Below are 15,762 nucleotides of genomic sequence, written 5' to 3' on the forward strand. Positions count from 1 at the left end.
CCGGGATGTAAAGTGAATACAACGCTATTTCGATGGCCGGTTCGTGTCTACTACGAAGACACTGACGCCGGTGGTGTGGTTTACCACGCCAGCTACGTTGCCTTTTATGAACGAGCACGCACTGAAATGCTGCGCCATCACCACTTTAGCCAGCAGGTTCTGTTGGCGGAGCGAGTTGCCTTCGTGGTACGCAAGATGACGCTGGAGTATTTTGCGCCTGCCAGACTCGACGATATGCTCGAAGTCCAAACGGAAATAACATCAATGCGCGGAACCTCACTGGTTTTCACGCAGCGGATCGTCAACGCAGAGAACACAGTACTGAACGAAGCTGAAGTCCTGATTGTCTGTGTTGATCCACTCATCATGAAGCCTCGTGCGCTTCCTAAGTCTATTGTCGCGGAGTTTAAGCAGTGACTGACATGAATATCCTTGATTTGTTCCTGAAGGCAAGCCTTCTGGTTAAACTTATCATGTTGATTTTGATTGGTTTTTCAATCGCATCCTGGGCCATCATTATCCAGAGAACCCGTATCCTCAACGCCGCAGGCCGCGAAGCGGAAGCCTTTGAAGACAAGTTCTGGTCTGGTATCGAACTTTCCCGTTTGTATCAGGAAAGCCAGGGCCGTCGTGAAAACCTCTCCGGCTCCGAGCAAATCTTCTATAGCGGATTCAAAGAGTTCGCGCGCCTGCACCGGGCTAACAACCATGCGCCGGAAGCGGTCGTTGAAGGGGCATCCCGTGCGATGCGCATTTCGATGAACCGCGAGCTGGAAACGCTGGAAACGCATATTCCTTTCCTGGGCACCGTCGGCTCCATCAGCCCGTATATCGGTCTGTTTGGTACGGTCTGGGGGATCATGCACGCCTTTATCGCCCTGGGTGCGGTAAAACAGGCGACGCTGCAAATGGTTGCACCGGGTATCGCAGAAGCGCTGATCGCGACCGCTATCGGTCTGTTCGCGGCGATTCCAGCGGTTATGGCCTATAACCGTCTGAACCAGCGTGTGAACAAACTGGAACTGAACTACGACAACTTCATGGAAGAGTTCACTGCGATTCTGCACCGCCAGGCGTTTACCAGCACCGAGAGCAACAAGGGGTAAACCATGGCCAGACAGCGTGGACGGGGTCGTCGCGAACTAAAGTCCGAAATCAACATTGTACCGCTGCTGGACGTGCTGCTGGTGCTGCTGCTGATCTTTATGGCGACAGCACCCATCATTACCCAGAGCGTTGAGGTTGATCTGCCGGACGCGACAGAATCTCAGGCTGTAAGCACCAATGACGATCCACCGGTCATCATTGAGGTATCCGGGGTTGGACAGTACAGCGTGGTGGTGGAAAAAGATCGTATGGATCAGCTGCCGCCGGAGCAGGTCATTGCTGAAGCGCAACGACGTCTGCAGTCTAATCCGAAAACAGTCTTCTTAATCGGTGGTGCGAAAGACGTGCCTTACGATGAAATAATTAAAGCGCTGAACCTGTTGCATAGCGCGGGCGTTAAGTCAGTCGGCTTGATGACGCAGCCTATTTGATCATCTGCGTACACAACAGAGTTTTTGGGAACCAATAGTGTCAAAGGCAACCGAACAAAACGATAAGCTTAAACGGGCGATAATTATCTCGGCGGTGCTGCATGTCATTCTTTTTGCAGCACTGATCTGGAGTTCGTTCGATGAGCATCTGGATGCCGCTGCCGGCGGGGGTGGAGGTTCATCCATCGATGCTGTGATGGTCGATCCCGGCGCGGTGGTGCAGAACTATAACCGCCAGCAACAGCAGCAGGCGAGTGCGAAACGTGCTGAAGAACAACGCGAAAAGCAGGCGCAACAGCAGGCGGAGGAGCTGCGTGAAAAGCAGGCCGCCGAGCAGGAACGTCTGAAGCAGCTTGAGAAAGAACGTTTGCAGGCGCAGGAAGCGGCGAAAGAGCAGGCGGAGCAGCAGAAACAGGCTGAAGCCGCAGCGAAGAAAGCGCAGGAGCAGCAGAAGCAGGCTGAAGAGGCGGCAGCAAAAGCCGCAGCAGATGCCAAAGCGCAGGCGGAAGCTCAGGCCAAACAGGCTGCTGAAGCGGCAAAACAAGCCGCTGATGCCGCTGCGTTAGCCGCGAAAAAAGCCGCTGCCGATGCCCAGAAACAGGCTGAAGCCGAAGCAGCAAAAGCGGCTGTTGACGCGAAGAAAAAGGTAGATGCAGAAGCGGCTAAGAAGGCCGCGGCAGAAGCCCAGAAAAAAGCCGAAGCAGAAGCCGCTAAGCAAGCTGCTCAGGAAGCCGAGAAGAAAGCGGCTGCCGAAGCAGCTAAAAAGCCGCCGCAGCAGAAAAAGCCGCAGCCGCTGAAAAGGCCGCAGCAGAAAAAGCAGCAGCTGATAAGAAAGCCGCTGCTGCAGAAAAAGCAGCCGCAGATAAAAAAGCGGCTGCAGAGAAGAAAGCGGCTGCCGATAAAGCTGCTGCTGACAAAGCTGCCGCCGCGAAAGCCGCTGCTGCGAAGAAAGCTGCAGCAGAAAAAGCGGCTGCATCTGACGTAGACGACCTGTTCGGTGATTTGAGCTCAGGTAAGAATGCGCCGAAAGGCAGCAACAGCGGTAGCGCAGGTGGTGCTTCTCCTGCTAAAGGAAGTAAGCCGGGGCAAGGCGGTGCATCTCAGGCTGAGATCGCGTCGTACATTGCGCAGGTACAGGCGGCCATTCGTGGGCATCTGTACGACTGGGATAGCTTCAAAGGTAAAACCTGTACGCTTCGGGTAAATCTGGCCGCGGACGGGACAATCCTCAGCGTGAAGAAAGAGGGTGGGGACGAGGCCTTCTGCCAGCAGATGTTATCTGCAACCAGCAGGATGACGAAGTTCCCGAAACCGCCTTCACAGGCTGTGTTTGAAACGTTCAAAAATGCACCACTGGACTTCAAACCTTAAGTTGAATTTTCCCTGTGCAAACGGGGAAAAACAGGCCAGGTTTAGTCTTAGCGTTCTGGTAGTTTTGTTTATTTGGGTTTGTTAACATTCTGCTAAATTATGCGGGTAAGGTTACCCGGATATGGGAGATATGATGAAGCAGGCATTACGTGTTGCAATGAGTTTTTTAATGCTGTGGGCAGCGGTGCTGCACGCAGAAGTGCGTATCGAAATCACCCAGGGGGTGGATTCGGCACGTCCAATTGGTGTGGTTCCGTTCCAGTGGAAAGGGCCAGGTGCTGCGCCGGAAGATGTGGGTGGCATTGTTGCTGCTGACCTGCGCAACAGCGGTAAATTCAACCCGTTAGATCGTTCTCGACTGCCACAGCAGCCGGGCACTGCTGCAGAACTGCAACCGGCGGCCTGGTCTGCGCTGGGTATTGATGCGGTCGTTGTGGGGCAGGTTACGCCTAACCCGGACGGCGGTTATACCGTTGCCTATCAATTGGTAGATACCGGTGGCGCTCCGGGTACCGTGCTGGCACAGAACACCTACAAAGTGAACAAGCAGTACCTGCGCTATGCAGCTCATACTGCGAGTGATGAAGTCTTTGAGAAGCTGACCAGCATCAAAGGCGCATTCCGCACCCGTATCGCTTACGTTGTGCAGACCAACGGCGGCCAGTTCCCGTATGAGCTGCGCGTCTCTGACTACGATGGCTACAACCAGTTCACCGTTCACCGTTCACCGCAGCCGCTGATGTCACCGGCCTGGTCACCGGACGGTTCTAAGCTGGCCTACGTAACCTTCGAAAGCGGTCGTTCAGCGCTGGTTATCCAGACGCTGGCTAACGGCGCGGTACGTCAGGTTGCCTCTTTCCCACGTCACAACGGCGCACCAGCGTTCTCGCCTGACGGTTCTAAACTGGCGTTTGCCCTGTCTAAAACCGGTAGCCTGAACCTGTACGTGATGGATATCGGCTCTGGCCAGATCCGTCAGGTGACCGACGGTCGCAGCAACAACACCGAACCAACCTGGTTCCCGGACAGCCAGAACCTGGCCTTTACCTCTGACCAGGCAGGTCGTCCACAGGTTTATAAAGTCAATGTTAACGGCGGTGCACCGCAGCGTATCACCTGGGAAGGTTCTCAGAACCAGGACGCAGACGTGAGCGCTGATGGTAAGTTCATGGTAATGGTTAGCTCGGCCGGTGGTCAGCAGCACATTGCTAAACAAGATCTGGGCGGGGGCGGCGTACAAGTTCTGTCGTCGACTTTCCTGGATGAAACGCCAAGTCTGGCACCTAACGGCACTATGGTTATCTACAGCTCTTCTCAGGGGATGGGATCCGTGCTGAATCTGGTTTCTACCGATGGGCGTTTCAAAGCGCGTATTCCGGCAACTGATGGACAGGTAAAATCACCTGCCTGGTCGCCGTACCTGTAATAATAATTAATTGAATAATAAAGGAATCATAGAAATGCAACTGAACAAAGTGCTGAAAGGGCTGATGATCGCTCTGCCTGTTATGGCAATCGCAGCGTGTTCTTCTAACAAGAACGCCAGCAACGACCAGAGCGGCGAAGGCATGATGGGTGCCGGCACCGGTATGGACGCAAACGGCAACGGCAATATGTCTTCTGAAGAGCAGGCGCGTCTTCAGATGCAACAGCTGCAGCAGAACAACATTGTTTACTTCGATCTGGACAAGTTCGACATCCGTTCTGACTTCGCTGCGATGCTGGATGCGCACGCTAACTTCCTGCGTAGCAACCCGTCTTACAAAGTCACCGTAGAAGGTCACGCGGACGAACGTGGTACTCCTGAGTACAACATCTCCCTGGGTGAGCGTCGTGCTAACGCCGTTAAAATGTACCTGCAGGGTAAAGGCGTTTCTGCTGACCAGATCTCCATCGTTTCTTACGGTAAAGAAAAACCTGCAGTACTGGGCCACGACGAAGCGGCTTACTCCAAAAACCGTCGTGCCGTACTGGTTTACTAAGAGAATTGCATGAGCAGTAACTTCAGACATCATCTATTGAGTCTGTCGTTACTGGTTGGTATAGCGGCCCCCTGGGCCGCTTTTGCTCAGGCACCAATCAGTAGTGTCGGCTCAGGCTCGGTAGAAGACCGGGTCACCCAACTCGAGCGTATTTCTAATGCTCACAGCCAGCTTTTAACCCAACTTCAGCAGCAGCTCTCTGACAACCAGACCGATATTGACTCACTGCGCGGACAGATTCAGGAAAGCCAGTACCAGCTCAATCAGGTTGTGGAGCGTCAGAAGCAGATCATGCTGCAGATTGATAACCTGAATAACGGCGGCGCAGCAGCGCAACCGGCAGCAGGGGATCAGGGGCAGCCGGTGCGCAGGCAACACCTCAGGCTGATACGTCAGCCTCGACAGCGGCGCCTGTACAGAGCGGTGATGCGAATACTGACTACAATGCGGCAATCGCCCTGGTGCAGGATAACTCGCGTCAGGACGAGGCTATGGCGGCGTTTCAGAACTTCGTCAAGAAATACCCCGATTCAACCTATCAGCCAAACGCTAACTACTGGCTGGGGCAGTTGAATTACAACAAGGGTAAGAAAGACGACGCGGCATTCTATTTTGCCTCTGTCGTTAAAAATTATCCGAAATCACCGAAAGCACCTGACGCGATGTACAAGGTCGGGGTGATCATGCAGGACAAAGGCGACACCGCAAAAGCGAAAGCCGTTTTCCAGCAGGTGGTCACTAAGTTTCCGGGCACCGAAGGTGCAAAACAAGCGCAAAAACGCCTTGCTGCGATGGGTTGATTGCCGCATGACCAGAAATCGCTTTTTTTCTGGTCTTGCAGCATAATTCGTAAGCAGTTAAGTGATATTCATCAAAATTTTAGTTGCGCAGAATTCTTAAATCAGTAATATATGCCGCCGTTGCCAAGGGATATCAAACACCCCGGAAGCAGCCAAAATAGTGGGTCGTTAGCTCAGTTGGTAGAGCAGTTGACTTTTAATCAATTGGTCGCAGGTTCGAATCCTGCACGACCCACCACTAACTCAGTAGTAAGTAGTATCCAGCGTAGTATCGGGTGATTAGCTCAGCTGGGAGAGCACCTCCCTTACAAGGAGGGGGTCGGCGGTTCGATCCCGTCATCACCCACCACTCGGGTCGTTAGCTCAGTTGGTAGAGCAGTTGACTTTTAATCAATTGGTCGCAGGTTCGAATCCTGCACGACCCACCAATTTTAATATCTGACTCAGATATTAAACGTGAAGGATAACGTTGCTTCAGCAACGGCCCGAAGGGCGAGGCGAAGCCGAGTCATCCTGCACGACCCACCAATTTTTATTGGTTCCGAGTAAAAATTTCAGGCGTACCCAAACGGGTCGTTAGCTCAGTTGGTAGAGCAGTTGACTTTTAATCAATTGGTCGCAGGTTCGAATCCTGCACGACCCACCAGCCTGAAAAAAGTAGTACATCCCGCAAGGGGTCGTTAGCTCAGTTGGTAGAGCAGTTGACTTTTAATCAATTGGTCGCAGGTTCGAATCCTGCACGACCCACCAATTTTAACATGCTGTTCTGATGTTAAACGTGAAGGATAACGTTGCTTTAGCAACGGCCCGAAGGGCGAGGCGAAGCCGAGTCATCCTGCACGACCCACCAATGTAAAAAGGCGCCCTAAAGGCGCCTTTTTGCTATCTGTTATTCCTGCGCCTGGAACACATGCCTGATGGCGCTGCGCTTATCAGGCCTACGTAAATATCATTCATTCATCAAATGCTACTGTCACGCTTTTGATGTGACTTTTCACATCAAATTCGCTATCTTGTTTAGTATATAAAACACAATTGCCGTCACTTTGGTCATCATCGCTAAAGCATGGCAAATTTGTTAAGCCAGTAAAACGAGAAGCCAAAATGAGTGTGATGTTTGATCCTGAAGCCGCTATCTATCCCTTCCCGCCAAAGCCTGTTCCGCTGAGCCTGGACGAAAAGCAGTTTTACCGTGAAAAAATTAAGCGCCTGCTCAAAGAGCGAGACGCGGTCATGGTGGCGCATTACTACACCGACCCTGAAATTCAGCAGCTGGCAGAAGAGACGGGCGGTTGCATTTCAGACTCCCTTGAAATGGCGCGTTTTGGCGCAAAACATCCTGCTTCGACGTTGCTGGTGGCCGGGGTCCGTTTTATGGGTGAGACGGCAAAAATCCTCAGCCCGGAAAAAACCATCCTGATGCCGACCCTGAATGCGGAATGCTCGCTCGATCTGGGCTGCCCTATCGATGAATTCACCGCCTTCTGCGATGCGCATCCGGACAGAACGGTTGTGGTCTACGCCAACACCTCTGCGGCGGTCAAGGCGCGTGCCGACTGGGTTGTTACTTCCAGTATCGCCGTCGAATTGATTGAACATCTCGACAGCCTGGGCGAGAAAATTATCTGGGCGCCGGACAAACACCTGGGTAACTACGTACAGAAACAGACCGGGGCGGATATTCTGTGCTGGCAGGGCGCCTGTATCGTGCATGACGAATTCAAAACCCAGGCCCTGGCGCGCATGAAAGGTCTTTATCCGAATGCGGCTATTCTGGTGCATCCAGAATCACCGCAGGCCATCGTCGATATGGCGGATGCCGTTGGCTCAACCAGCCAGCTGATCACCGCCGCGAAGACGCTGCCGCACAGCCAGCTGATTGTGGCGACCGATCGCGGTATCTTCTACAAAATGCAGCAGGCGGTGCCTGGCAAAGAGCTGCTGGAAGCGCCGACCGCAGGCGAAGGGGCAACCTGTCGCAGCTGCGCGCACTGTCCGTGGATGGCCATGAACGGGCTGAAGGCGATTGCGGACGGTCTGGAGTCGGGCGGGGTAGCCCATGAGATCCATGTCGATGCGGCGCTGCGGGAAGGGGCATTAATTCCGCTTAACCGCATGCTCGATTTTGCGGCTACACTACGTCCTTAAACTACGTAAACGTAACGCTCAGGGGAAAAGATGGATTTTTTTAGCACGCAAAACATTCTGGTACATATACCGATTGGCGCTGGCGGCTATGACTTGTCATGGATTGAAGCCGTAGGGACGATTGCAGGTCTGCTCTGTATCTGGCTCGCCAGTCTGGAGAAGATCGTCAACTACGCGTTTGGCCTGGTGAACGTCACGCTTTTTGCCATTATCTTCTTTCAGATCCAGCTGTACGCCAGCCTGCTGCTGCAGCTGTTCTTCTTTGCCGCCAATATCTACGGCTGGTACGCATGGTCGCGGCAGAACAGCCAGCAGGAGGCGGAACTGCAGATCCGCTGGCTGCCGTTGCCGAAGGCCATCGGCTGGCTGGCCGCCTGCGTGGTGGCGATTGGCCTGATGACGGTCTATATCGACCCGGTGTTCGCCTTCCTCACCCGCGTGGCGGTCTCGGCGATGAATGCCCTCGGAATGAACGTAACCATGCCGGAGCTACAGCCTGACGCCTTCCCGTTCTGGGATTCGTGCATGATGGTTCTCTCTATTGCCGCCATGATCCTGATGACCCGTAAATATGTCGAAAACTGGCTGCTGTGGGTGATCATCAACGTCATCAGCGTGGCCATCTTCGCCCTGCAGGGTGTCTATGCCATGTCGCTGGAGTATCTGATCCTCACCTTCATCGCCCTGAACGGCTGCAGGATGTGGATTAACAGCGCGCGTGAACGGGGTTCTCACGCGCTGTCGCGTTAATGGTGGTGATGATGAGCGTGGCCGGGCTCAATCTCGTTGAGGTGGCAGTCCGGTCCGTTACAGGGGGTGTATTCCATCTGGATGGTGCTGTGCGCGATGGCGTAGTGGTGCTCCAAAAAGTGCTGGATACGCCCCAGTAATGCATCATGATCGTGGGGAGGGATAACCTGAACGTGCAGCGTCATCAGCGGTTTTTCACCCACCATCCAGACATGAATATGATGAACATCGCGCACTTCCGGAATAGAGCGCGTTAAGTTTCGTTTCAGCGCCGGAATATCCAGCGTCTTCGGTGCCCCTTCCAGCAGCTCATTCACACTCTCCTGTAACAGACGCCAGGCGCTGCGTAGCACCAGACACGACACTAAAATTGAGAGGATCGGGTCGACCGGCGTCCAGCCTGTCCAGAGGATCACCAGCGCCGCGACGATGGCACCCACCGAGCCCAGCAGATCCCCCAGCACGTGCAGCGCTGCGGCGCGTACGTTGAGATTTTTCTCTTCGCTGCCGCGATGCAAAAGCCAGAATGCCAAAATATTGGCCACCAGCCCGGCGACGGCAACCACCATCATGGTCATACCCGCGACAGGCTGAGGATACCGGAAGCGCTGAATGGCTTCCCAGACAATCAGGAAAGTGATCAACACCAGCGCCAGAGCATTGACGAAAGCGGCAAGCGTCGTGAGGCGCAGCCAGCCAAAGGTGCGTCCACTGCTGGGAGGACGACGGGCGAACACCACCGCCAGCAGGGCAAACAGCAGGGCTGCCGCATCCGTCAGCATGTGGCCAGCATCGGCCAGCAGCGCCAGCGAGCCTGAAACCAGCCCGCCGATCACTTCGATGACCATAAAGGTCGCGGTTACGCCAAACGCCAGCATTAAGCGTTTAGCATTTTCATCCTTTGAAGAAGGGGCATGCGTGTGGGTGTGCGCCATGAAAAAATTTCCCGGTTAATTATTATTTTAAGTGTAGAGTTTTTAACATTTTGCACAAAAAATAAAGGAGAGCCTGAGCTCTCCTTCATCATATCCGCGTTAGCGTTAATTACTGGGTAGTACCGTCAGTTTTTTGTTCTTGCGGGGTTCGTTCGCTATCGACTTTGCCGGATTGATCCGGACATTTACCGTCTTTACACATCGAGTTCTTGTGCTGATCGTCCTTGGTCATGCCGTCATTACCCATTTTGCTCGGGTCGTCGTTACCCATGACGGAGTTAGTGCCGCCAGTGGTTGAGCTGTTGCCGGTGCCGTTGGTCACTCCGGTGCTGCTGGAGTTTGTCCCATCAGGGTTCAGCATGGTGCCGCCTGTACCCGTGGTGCCGGTTGTACCGGATCCGGTATTAATCTGGCTGTTGCCGGTATTATTTGGCGCAATATTCTGACGTGCATCAGGTGCAACTGCCCCTGCGTCAGCCGCGGCATTTGCCTGGCCATTGTTGCTGCCAGAGCCGGCGGCGGAATCAGCGGCCAGCGCAGCACCACTTGCCATGGTAAGGGAAGCGGTCAGGAAAAGGGTTGCGAGTTTAGTCATTTTCATCATGCTGCTCCTGTTCTGGTCGTTATGTTCTGGATAACTTCTTTCCACAGTGCATATGCGAAATCGATATACCGCTCAGTGGTTAAAGATGCCATGATTCAAACTTAGGTCAGTATGGAATCGCGATAAAATAAATAAATGCAGTGCATACAGTTAAAAAGTTTAGGGTGTATCTCGTTTTTCGCTACTTTGTGGCGTTTTTTAAGCGAATTCCAGGATTTATCTGTGCGTAGTGTAAAAGCGAGTTTACACTTCCTGACTGACAAGATAGATTGGAGGGATTGCATTCATTTATAAAAGTATGGCAACGCTGGAACGAACATGAATTATCAGAATGACGATTTACGTATTAAAGAGATCAACGAGTTATTACCTCCTGTAGCGCTCCTTGAGAAGTTTCCTGCCACTGAAAACGCCGCCAACACCGTTTCTCATGCCCGTAAAGCGATCCACAAGATCCTGAAAGGCAATGACGATCGTCTTCTGGTGGTGATCGGTCCGTGTTCCATTCACGATCCTGCGGCGGCAAAAGAGTACGCGGCACGTCTGTTGACGCTGCGCGAAGCGCTGAAGGATGAGCTGGAAATTGTCATGCGCGTCTATTTTGAGAAGCCGCGTACCACCGTGGGCTGGAAAGGGCTGATCAACGATCCGCATATGGATGGCAGCTTCCAGATCAACGACGGCCTGCGCATCGCCCGTAAGCTGCTGCTGGATATCAACGACAGCGGTCTGCCGGCGGCGGGTGAATTTCTTGATATGATCACCCCGCAGTACCTTGCCGACCTGATGAGCTGGGGTGCTATTGGCGCGCGTACCACCGAATCTCAGGTTCACCGCGAACTTGCGTCAGGGCTCTCCTGCCCGGTTGGCTTCAAAAACGGCACCGATGGCACCATCAAAGTGGCTATCGACGCCATTAACGCTGCCGGTGCGCCGCACTGCTTCCTCTCCGTCACCAAGTGGGGCCACTCCGCCATTGTGAATACCAGCGGTAATGGCGATTGCCATATCATCCTGCGTGGCGGTAAAGAGCCTAACTACAGTGCGGTACACGTTGCCGAAGTGAAAGCGGGCCTGGATAAAGCCGGTCTGGCCGCGCAGGTGATGATCGACTTCAGCCATGCCAACTCCAGCAAGCAGTTCAAGAAGCAGATGGACGTAGGCACCGACGTCTGCCAGCAGATTGCCGGCGGTGAGAAGGCGATTATCGGGGTGATGATTGAAAGCCACCTGGTGGAAGGCAATCAGAATCTGGAAGGCAGCGAGCCGCTGGTTTACGGTAAGAGCGTCACCGATGCCTGCATCGGCTGGGACGATACCGAAACCGTGCTGCGCCAGCTGGCGAACGCGGTGAAAGCCCGTCGCGGATAAAAAATGCCGGATAGTTATCCGGCATGCACTCTTTAAGGCCCGGTCATCACGACCGGGCTTTTTTATTACTTCGCTTTACCCTGGTTCGCGACCGCAGCGGCTTTTGCCGCGATCTCGTCAGCGTTACCCAGATAGTAGTGCTTAACAGGTTTGAAGTTCTCGTCGAACTCGTAAACCAGCGGCACGCCAGTTGGGATGTTCAGTTCGAGGATCTCGTCTTCGCCCATGTTGTCCAGGTATTTCACCAGCGCACGCAGGGAGTTACCGTGAGCAGCGATGATCACGCGCTCACCGCTTTTCAGGCGTGGCAGAATGGTTTCGTTCCAGTAAGGCACAACGCGATCGATGGTCAGCGCCAGGCTTTCGGTGGTTGGCAGCTCAGCGTCGGTCAGGGATGCATAACGCGGATCGTGGCCCGGGAAACGCTCGTCATCTTTGGTCAGCTCTGGTGGAGTGATAGCAAAACCGCGACGCCACTGTTTAACCTGCTCGTCACCGTATTTTTCTGCGGTTTCGGCTTTGTTCAGACCCTGCAGCGCACCGTAGTGACGCTCGTTCAGTTTCCAGGATTTCTCAACCGGCAGCCAGGCCTGATCCAGTTCGTCCAGCACGTTCCACAGAGTGTGGATGGCACGTTTCAGCACGGAGGTGTAAGCAAAATCGAAGCTGAAGCCTTCCTCTTTCAGCAGTTTGCCTGCTGCTTTCGCTTCGCCAACGCCTTTCTCGGACAGGTCAACATCATACCAACCGGTAAAACGGTTTTCGTTGTTCCACTGGCTTTCGCCATGACGTACCAGAACCAGCTTAGTTACAGCCATATTATACTCCTCCAGAACAAGCATTATTTGAATGATAACAATTCTCATTATATTGCCGCAGTTATCCCGCGGGCAACGCTTAACCCTAACCATAGCGAAAATAGCGTCGGAGTGTAAGATGCTTGTGAATGAGGGGTTGTGATTTTGTCGGCGACTGGCGCTATTTTCAGCAAGATGGGTAAAAAAAAGCCCTCCTGCAGGAGGGCTCCGTTTTATCGTGCAATAAAGTGATATTCCGTGACGCTGACATACTCTTCGCCCGGGCGCAGCACGCAGTCGGGCTGCGGCCATTCCGCATGGTTCGGGCTGTCGGGTAAAAACTCGCTTTCCAGCGCCAGACCTTGCCAGACGCGGTATTCCCCGTCTTCGCGCGCCGGAGTGCCCTCGAGGAAATTGCCGGAATAGAATTGCAGGGCAGGGGCGGTGGTGTAGACCGTCATCTGCAGCTTTTCATCGGCAGACCAGAGCTGTGCCGCAGGCTTGCTCAGGTCGCCCTGGGTATCCAGCAGGAAAGCATGATCGTAACCGTTCACTTTGCGCTGATCGTCATCCGCCAGGAAGTCCTGAGCGATGGCTTTGGTGGTGCGGAAATCAAAGCTGGTTCCGGCAACCGCTTTTAACCCCTCGTGCGGGATCCCCATCTCATCCACAGGCAGATAGCTTTGCGCCAGCAGTTGCAGGCGGTGCTGGCGCACGTCGCTGCAGTTACCGTCGAGGTTGAAATACGCGTGGTTGGTCAGGTTGACCGGGCAGGGCTTATCGACGGTGGCGCGGTACTCAATGGCGATACGGTTATCAGCCGTTAAGCGGTAATGCACGGTCGCCGCGCAGTTGCCCGGAAAACCCTGATCGCCGTCCGGCGAGTCGAGGGCCAGCAGCGCTTCGCCATCGTTCTGCTGCAGGATGCGCCAGCGACGTTTATCAAATCCGTCCGGGCCGCCGTGCAGCTGGTTTTCGCCCTGGCTTGGCAGCAGGTCAAAGCGTACGCCGTCCAGCTCAAAGCGGCTTTTAGCGATACGGTTGGCATATCGGCCCACTGAGGCGCCAAGGAAGGCCGTTTGCTCAACGTACTGCTCAGGCGACGCGCAGCCGAGCAGGGTTTCACGCACGCTGCCGTCGGTCATCGGAACACGGGCGGAGAGCAGCGTCGCGCCCCAGTCCATCAGGGTAACGACCATCCCTGCCTCGTTGCGCAGGGTGATCAGGCGATACGGCAGGCCGTCAGGGGCAAGAACAGGGGTTTCGTTTAGCACTGGCCAGCTCCTTGTGAGGCATTGCAGACGTAGAAGGTCTCTTTGATACCGGTTTTGGCTTCATACTGTTGTTCAACGGCTTGCTGAACCACCGGCACCAGCTCTTCTGGCACCAGCGCCACCACGCAGCCGCCGAAGCCGCCGCCGGTCATACGCACGCCGCCCTGCTCGCCAATAGCCGCTTTCACAATCTCCACCAGGGTGTCGATCTGCGGCACGGTGATTTCGAAGTCATCGCGCATGGAGGCGTGCGACTGCGCCATCAGCTCACCCATCCGCAGCAGATCGCCTTTCTCCAGCGCCGACGCCGCTTCGACGGTGCGGGCGTTTTCGGTCAGGACGTGACGAACGCGTTTTGCCACCACCGGATCCAGTTCGTGCGCCACTTTATTGAACTCGGTCAGCGAGACATCGCGCAGGGCGGACTGCTGGAAGAAACGCGCCCCGGTTTCGCACTGCTCGCGGCGGGTGTTGTACTCGCTGCCGACCAGGGTGCGTTTGAAGTTACTGTTGATAATGATCACCGCCACGCCTTTCGGCAGGGTGACCGCTTTGGTGCCCAGCGAGCGGCAGTCGATCAGCAGCGCGTGGCCTTTTTTGCCCAGCGCCGAAATCAGCTGATCCATGATCCCGCAGTTACAGCCGACGAACTGGTTCTCTGCTTCCTGGCCGTTAAGGGCGATCTGCGCGCCGTCCAGCGGCAGATGATACAGCTGCTGGAAGACGGTGCCGACGGCCACTTCCAGCGACGCGGACGAACTCAGACCCGCACCCTGGGGAACGTTGCCGCTGATCACCAGATCCGCACCGCCGAAGTTTTTGTTGCGCTTTTGCAGATGCTTCACCACGCCGCGAACGTAGTTAGACCACTGCTGGCTGTCATGCTCAACAATCGGCGCATCGAGGGAGAATTCGTCGATCTGGTTGTCGTAGTCGGCGGCCATCACGCGCACCTTGCGGTCGTCGCGTTTCGCGCAGCTGATCACCGTCTGGTAATCAATGGCGCAGGGAAGGACAAAACCGTCGTTGTAATCGGTGTGTTCGCCGATCAGGTTAACGCGGCCTGGCGCCTGAATGGCGTGAGTGGCGGAATAACCAAATTTTTCAGCAAACAGGGCGTGGGTTTTATCTTTCAGACTCATTGTTATTCTCCGGATTCGCGAAAATGGACATCACTCACTGCACGCAGACGCTCTGCGGCCTGTTCAGCCGTCAGGTCACGCTGGGTTTCTGCCAGCATTTCGTAGCCGACCATAAACTTACGCACGGTGGCGGAACGCAGCAGCGGCGGATAGAAGTGGGCGTGCAGCTGCCAGTGCTGATTCTCTTCGCCGTTAAACGGCGCGCCGTGCCAGCCCATGGAGTAGGGGAAGGAGCACTGGAACAGATTGTCATAGCGGCTGGTCAGCTTTTTCAGCGCCAGCGCCAGATCGCTGCGCTGGGCTTCGCTCAGATCGGTGATGCGCAGAACGTGCGCTTTCGGCAGCAGCAGGGTCTCGAACGGCCAGGCTGCCCAGTAGGGCACCACCGCCAACCAGTGTTCGGTCTCCACCACGGTGCGGCTGCCATCAGCCAGCTCGCGCTGGACATAGTCCAGCAGCATCGGCGACTGCTGCTCGGCGAAATAGCTTTTTTGCAGGCGATCTTCCCGCTCCACTTCGTTCGGCATGAAGCTGTTGGCCCACACCTGACCGTGAGGATGCGGGTTGGAGCAGCCCATCGCCGCGCCTTTATTCTCAAAGACCTGTACCCACGGATAGCGCTGTCCCAGCTCGGCGGTCTGCTCCTGCCAGGTTTTTACCACCTCGGTCAGGGCTTCTACGCTCAACTCCGGCAGGGTTTTGCTGTGATCCGGCGAGAAGCAGATCACCCGGCTGGTGCCGCGCGCGCTTTCGCAGCGCAGCAGCGGGTCGTCGCTCTGCGGGGCGTCCGGCGTATCGGTCATCAGGGCGGCGAAGTCGTTGGTAAAGACGAAGGTGCCTTTGTAGTCAGGATTAATATCGCCCGTGACGCGGGTGTTGCCCGGACAGAGGAAGCAGTCCGGGTCGTGCTGAGGCAGCGTCTCCTGGGACGGCGTCTCCTGCGCCCCCTGCCAGGGGCGCTTGGCGCGATGCGGGGAGACCAGGATCCACTGCCCGGTTAACGGATTGAAGCGACGATGCGGGTGATCGACGGGGTTAAATTGGGTCATG

Annotated in this window: 14 protein-coding genes, 5 tRNA genes and 2 pseudogenes; 15 read left to right on the forward strand and 6 right to left on the reverse strand. The window is 55.1% G+C overall.

Features of this window, described 5'->3' with window-relative positions; genetic code table 11:
• The first annotated feature begins 12 nt into the window (after positions 1-12).
• The 14 genes and pseudogenes from ybgC to pnuC all read left to right on the forward strand — a co-directional run bounded on the left by ybgC (position 13) and on the right by pnuC (position 8,589).
• Complete coding sequence (ybgC, locus tag K5I40_RS14260; protein ID WP_032617092.1) at positions 13-417, forward strand: tol-pal system-associated acyl-CoA thioesterase; 405 nt, start codon at positions 13-15, stop codon at positions 415-417.
• Positions 414-1,106 carry a Tol-Pal system protein TolQ gene (tolQ, locus tag K5I40_RS14265; RefSeq protein ID WP_072036639.1) on the forward strand — a complete coding sequence of 231 codons (693 nt, stop codon included), beginning with the start codon at positions 414-416 and terminating at the stop codon, positions 1,104-1,106. Before ybgC ends, tolQ begins: the two co-directional genes overlap by 4 nt.
• Before the next feature lie 3 nt (positions 1,107-1,109).
• Entirely contained in the window at positions 1,110-1,538 is a 429-nt protein-coding gene (gene tolR / locus K5I40_RS14270; RefSeq protein ID WP_039029343.1) for a colicin uptake protein TolR, read from the forward strand.
• A 37-nt stretch (positions 1,539-1,575) separates the two neighbouring features.
• Positions 1,576-2,909, forward strand: a pseudogene (gene tolA, locus K5I40_RS14275) (cell envelope integrity protein TolA).
• Positions 2,910-3,042: 133 nt separating this feature from the next.
• The gene (gene tolB, locus K5I40_RS14280) at positions 3,043-4,335 is read left to right on the forward strand and encodes a Tol-Pal system beta propeller repeat protein TolB (protein WP_039029417.1); all 1,293 of its coding nucleotides are present in this window, start codon (positions 3,043-3,045) and stop codon (positions 4,333-4,335) included.
• Positions 4,336-4,369: 34 nt separating this feature from the next.
• Positions 4,370-4,891, forward strand: coding sequence for a peptidoglycan-associated lipoprotein Pal (gene pal, locus K5I40_RS14285; RefSeq protein WP_032617096.1), 522 nt, complete (start codon positions 4,370-4,372; stop codon positions 4,889-4,891).
• Between the two features lie 9 nt (positions 4,892-4,900).
• Positions 4,901-5,691: pseudogene (gene cpoB, locus K5I40_RS14290) on the forward strand (cell division protein CpoB).
• A gap of 162 nt (positions 5,692-5,853) precedes the next feature.
• A tRNA-Lys gene (locus K5I40_RS14295) sits at positions 5,854-5,929 on the forward strand.
• Between the two features lie 35 nt (positions 5,930-5,964).
• Positions 5,965-6,040, forward strand: a tRNA-Val gene (locus tag K5I40_RS14300).
• A gap of 3 nt (positions 6,041-6,043) precedes the next feature.
• Positions 6,044-6,119, forward strand: a tRNA-Lys gene (locus K5I40_RS14305).
• 142 nt (positions 6,120-6,261) lie between these two features.
• A tRNA-Lys gene (locus tag K5I40_RS14310) sits at positions 6,262-6,337 on the forward strand.
• Between the two features lie 28 nt (positions 6,338-6,365).
• Positions 6,366-6,441, forward strand: a tRNA-Lys gene (locus tag K5I40_RS14315).
• A gap of 354 nt (positions 6,442-6,795) precedes the next feature.
• Entirely contained in the window at positions 6,796-7,839 is a 1,044-nt protein-coding gene (gene nadA, locus K5I40_RS14320; RefSeq protein WP_223074862.1) for a quinolinate synthase NadA, read from the forward strand.
• 30 nt (positions 7,840-7,869) lie between these two features.
• The gene (pnuC, locus tag K5I40_RS14325; RefSeq protein WP_223074861.1) at positions 7,870-8,589 is read left to right on the forward strand and encodes a nicotinamide riboside transporter PnuC; all 720 of its coding nucleotides are present in this window, start codon (positions 7,870-7,872) and stop codon (positions 8,587-8,589) included.
• On the opposite strand, the gene zitB is transcribed toward pnuC, so the two are convergent.
• Positions 8,586-9,524, reverse strand: a complete 939-nt coding sequence (gene zitB / locus K5I40_RS14330) for a CDF family zinc transporter ZitB (protein ID WP_223074860.1) — start codon at positions 9,522-9,524, stop codon at positions 8,586-8,588. The two genes, pnuC and zitB, sit on opposite strands and share 4 nt — an antisense overlap.
• A 109-nt stretch (positions 9,525-9,633) precedes the next feature.
• Positions 9,634-10,125, reverse strand: coding sequence for a protein YbgS (locus K5I40_RS14335; protein WP_039029349.1), 492 nt, complete (start codon positions 10,123-10,125; stop codon positions 9,634-9,636).
• A gap of 321 nt (positions 10,126-10,446) precedes the next feature.
• Between K5I40_RS14335 and aroG the strand changes: the two genes are divergently transcribed.
• Positions 10,447-11,499, forward strand: coding sequence for a 3-deoxy-7-phosphoheptulonate synthase AroG (gene aroG, locus K5I40_RS14340; protein ID WP_138369569.1), 1,053 nt, complete (start codon positions 10,447-10,449; stop codon positions 11,497-11,499).
• Between the two features lie 65 nt (positions 11,500-11,564).
• On the opposite strand, the gene gpmA is transcribed toward aroG, so the two are convergent.
• The 4 genes from gpmA to galT all read right to left on the reverse strand — a co-directional run bounded on the left by gpmA (position 11,565) and on the right by galT (position 15,761).
• The gene (gene gpmA / locus K5I40_RS14345; protein ID WP_039029351.1) at positions 11,565-12,317 is read right to left on the reverse strand and encodes a 2,3-diphosphoglycerate-dependent phosphoglycerate mutase; all 753 of its coding nucleotides are present in this window, start codon (positions 12,315-12,317) and stop codon (positions 11,565-11,567) included.
• A gap of 212 nt (positions 12,318-12,529) precedes the next feature.
• Complete coding sequence (galM, locus tag K5I40_RS14350) at positions 12,530-13,570, reverse strand: galactose-1-epimerase (protein ID WP_223074859.1); 1,041 nt, start codon at positions 13,568-13,570, stop codon at positions 12,530-12,532.
• On the reverse strand, positions 13,564-14,712 hold the full coding sequence (gene galK, locus K5I40_RS14355; protein ID WP_039029353.1) for a galactokinase: 1,149 nt from the start codon (positions 14,710-14,712) through the stop codon (positions 13,564-13,566). The genes galM and galK overlap by 7 nt, the downstream gene beginning before the upstream one ends.
• 2 nt (positions 14,713-14,714) lie before the next feature.
• Positions 14,715-15,761 (reverse strand): galactose-1-phosphate uridylyltransferase, encoded by a 1,047-nt coding sequence (galT, locus tag K5I40_RS14360; RefSeq protein WP_139564575.1) that lies wholly within the window; start codon positions 15,759-15,761, stop codon positions 14,715-14,717.
• Between the last annotated feature and the right edge of the window lies 1 nt (position 15,762).

This window comes from Leclercia sp. LTM14, assembly GCF_023736175.1.
Lineage (GTDB): Bacteria > Pseudomonadota > Gammaproteobacteria > Enterobacterales > Enterobacteriaceae > Enterobacter > Enterobacter barmai.

Coding starts and splice junctions, on each gene's coding strand:
- tolR (WP_039029343.1), top strand. CDS start 1,110: ATGGCCAGACAGCGTGGACGGGGTCGTCGCGAACTAAAGTCCGAAATC.
- tolB (WP_039029417.1), top strand. CDS start 3,043: ATGAAGCAGGCATTACGTGTTGCAATGAGTTTTTTAATGCTGTGGGCA.
- pal (WP_032617096.1), top strand. CDS start 4,370: ATGCAACTGAACAAAGTGCTGAAAGGGCTGATGATCGCTCTGCCTGTT.
- nadA (WP_223074862.1), top strand. CDS start 6,796: ATGAGTGTGATGTTTGATCCTGAAGCCGCTATCTATCCCTTCCCGCCA.
- pnuC (WP_223074861.1), top strand. CDS start 7,870: ATGGATTTTTTTAGCACGCAAAACATTCTGGTACATATACCGATTGGC.
- zitB (WP_223074860.1), bottom strand. CDS start 9,524: ATGGCGCACACCCACACGCATGCCCCTTCTTCAAAGGATGAAAATGCT.
- K5I40_RS14335 (WP_039029349.1), bottom strand. CDS start 10,125: ATGAAAATGACTAAACTCGCAACCCTTTTCCTGACCGCTTCCCTTACC.
- aroG (WP_138369569.1), top strand. CDS start 10,447: ATGAATTATCAGAATGACGATTTACGTATTAAAGAGATCAACGAGTTA.
- gpmA (WP_039029351.1), bottom strand. CDS start 12,317: ATGGCTGTAACTAAGCTGGTTCTGGTACGTCATGGCGAAAGCCAGTGG.
- galK (WP_039029353.1), bottom strand. CDS start 14,712: ATGAGTCTGAAAGATAAAACCCACGCCCTGTTTGCTGAAAAATTTGGT.
- galT (WP_139564575.1), bottom strand. CDS start 15,761: ATGACCCAATTTAACCCCGTCGATCACCCGCATCGTCGCTTCAATCCG.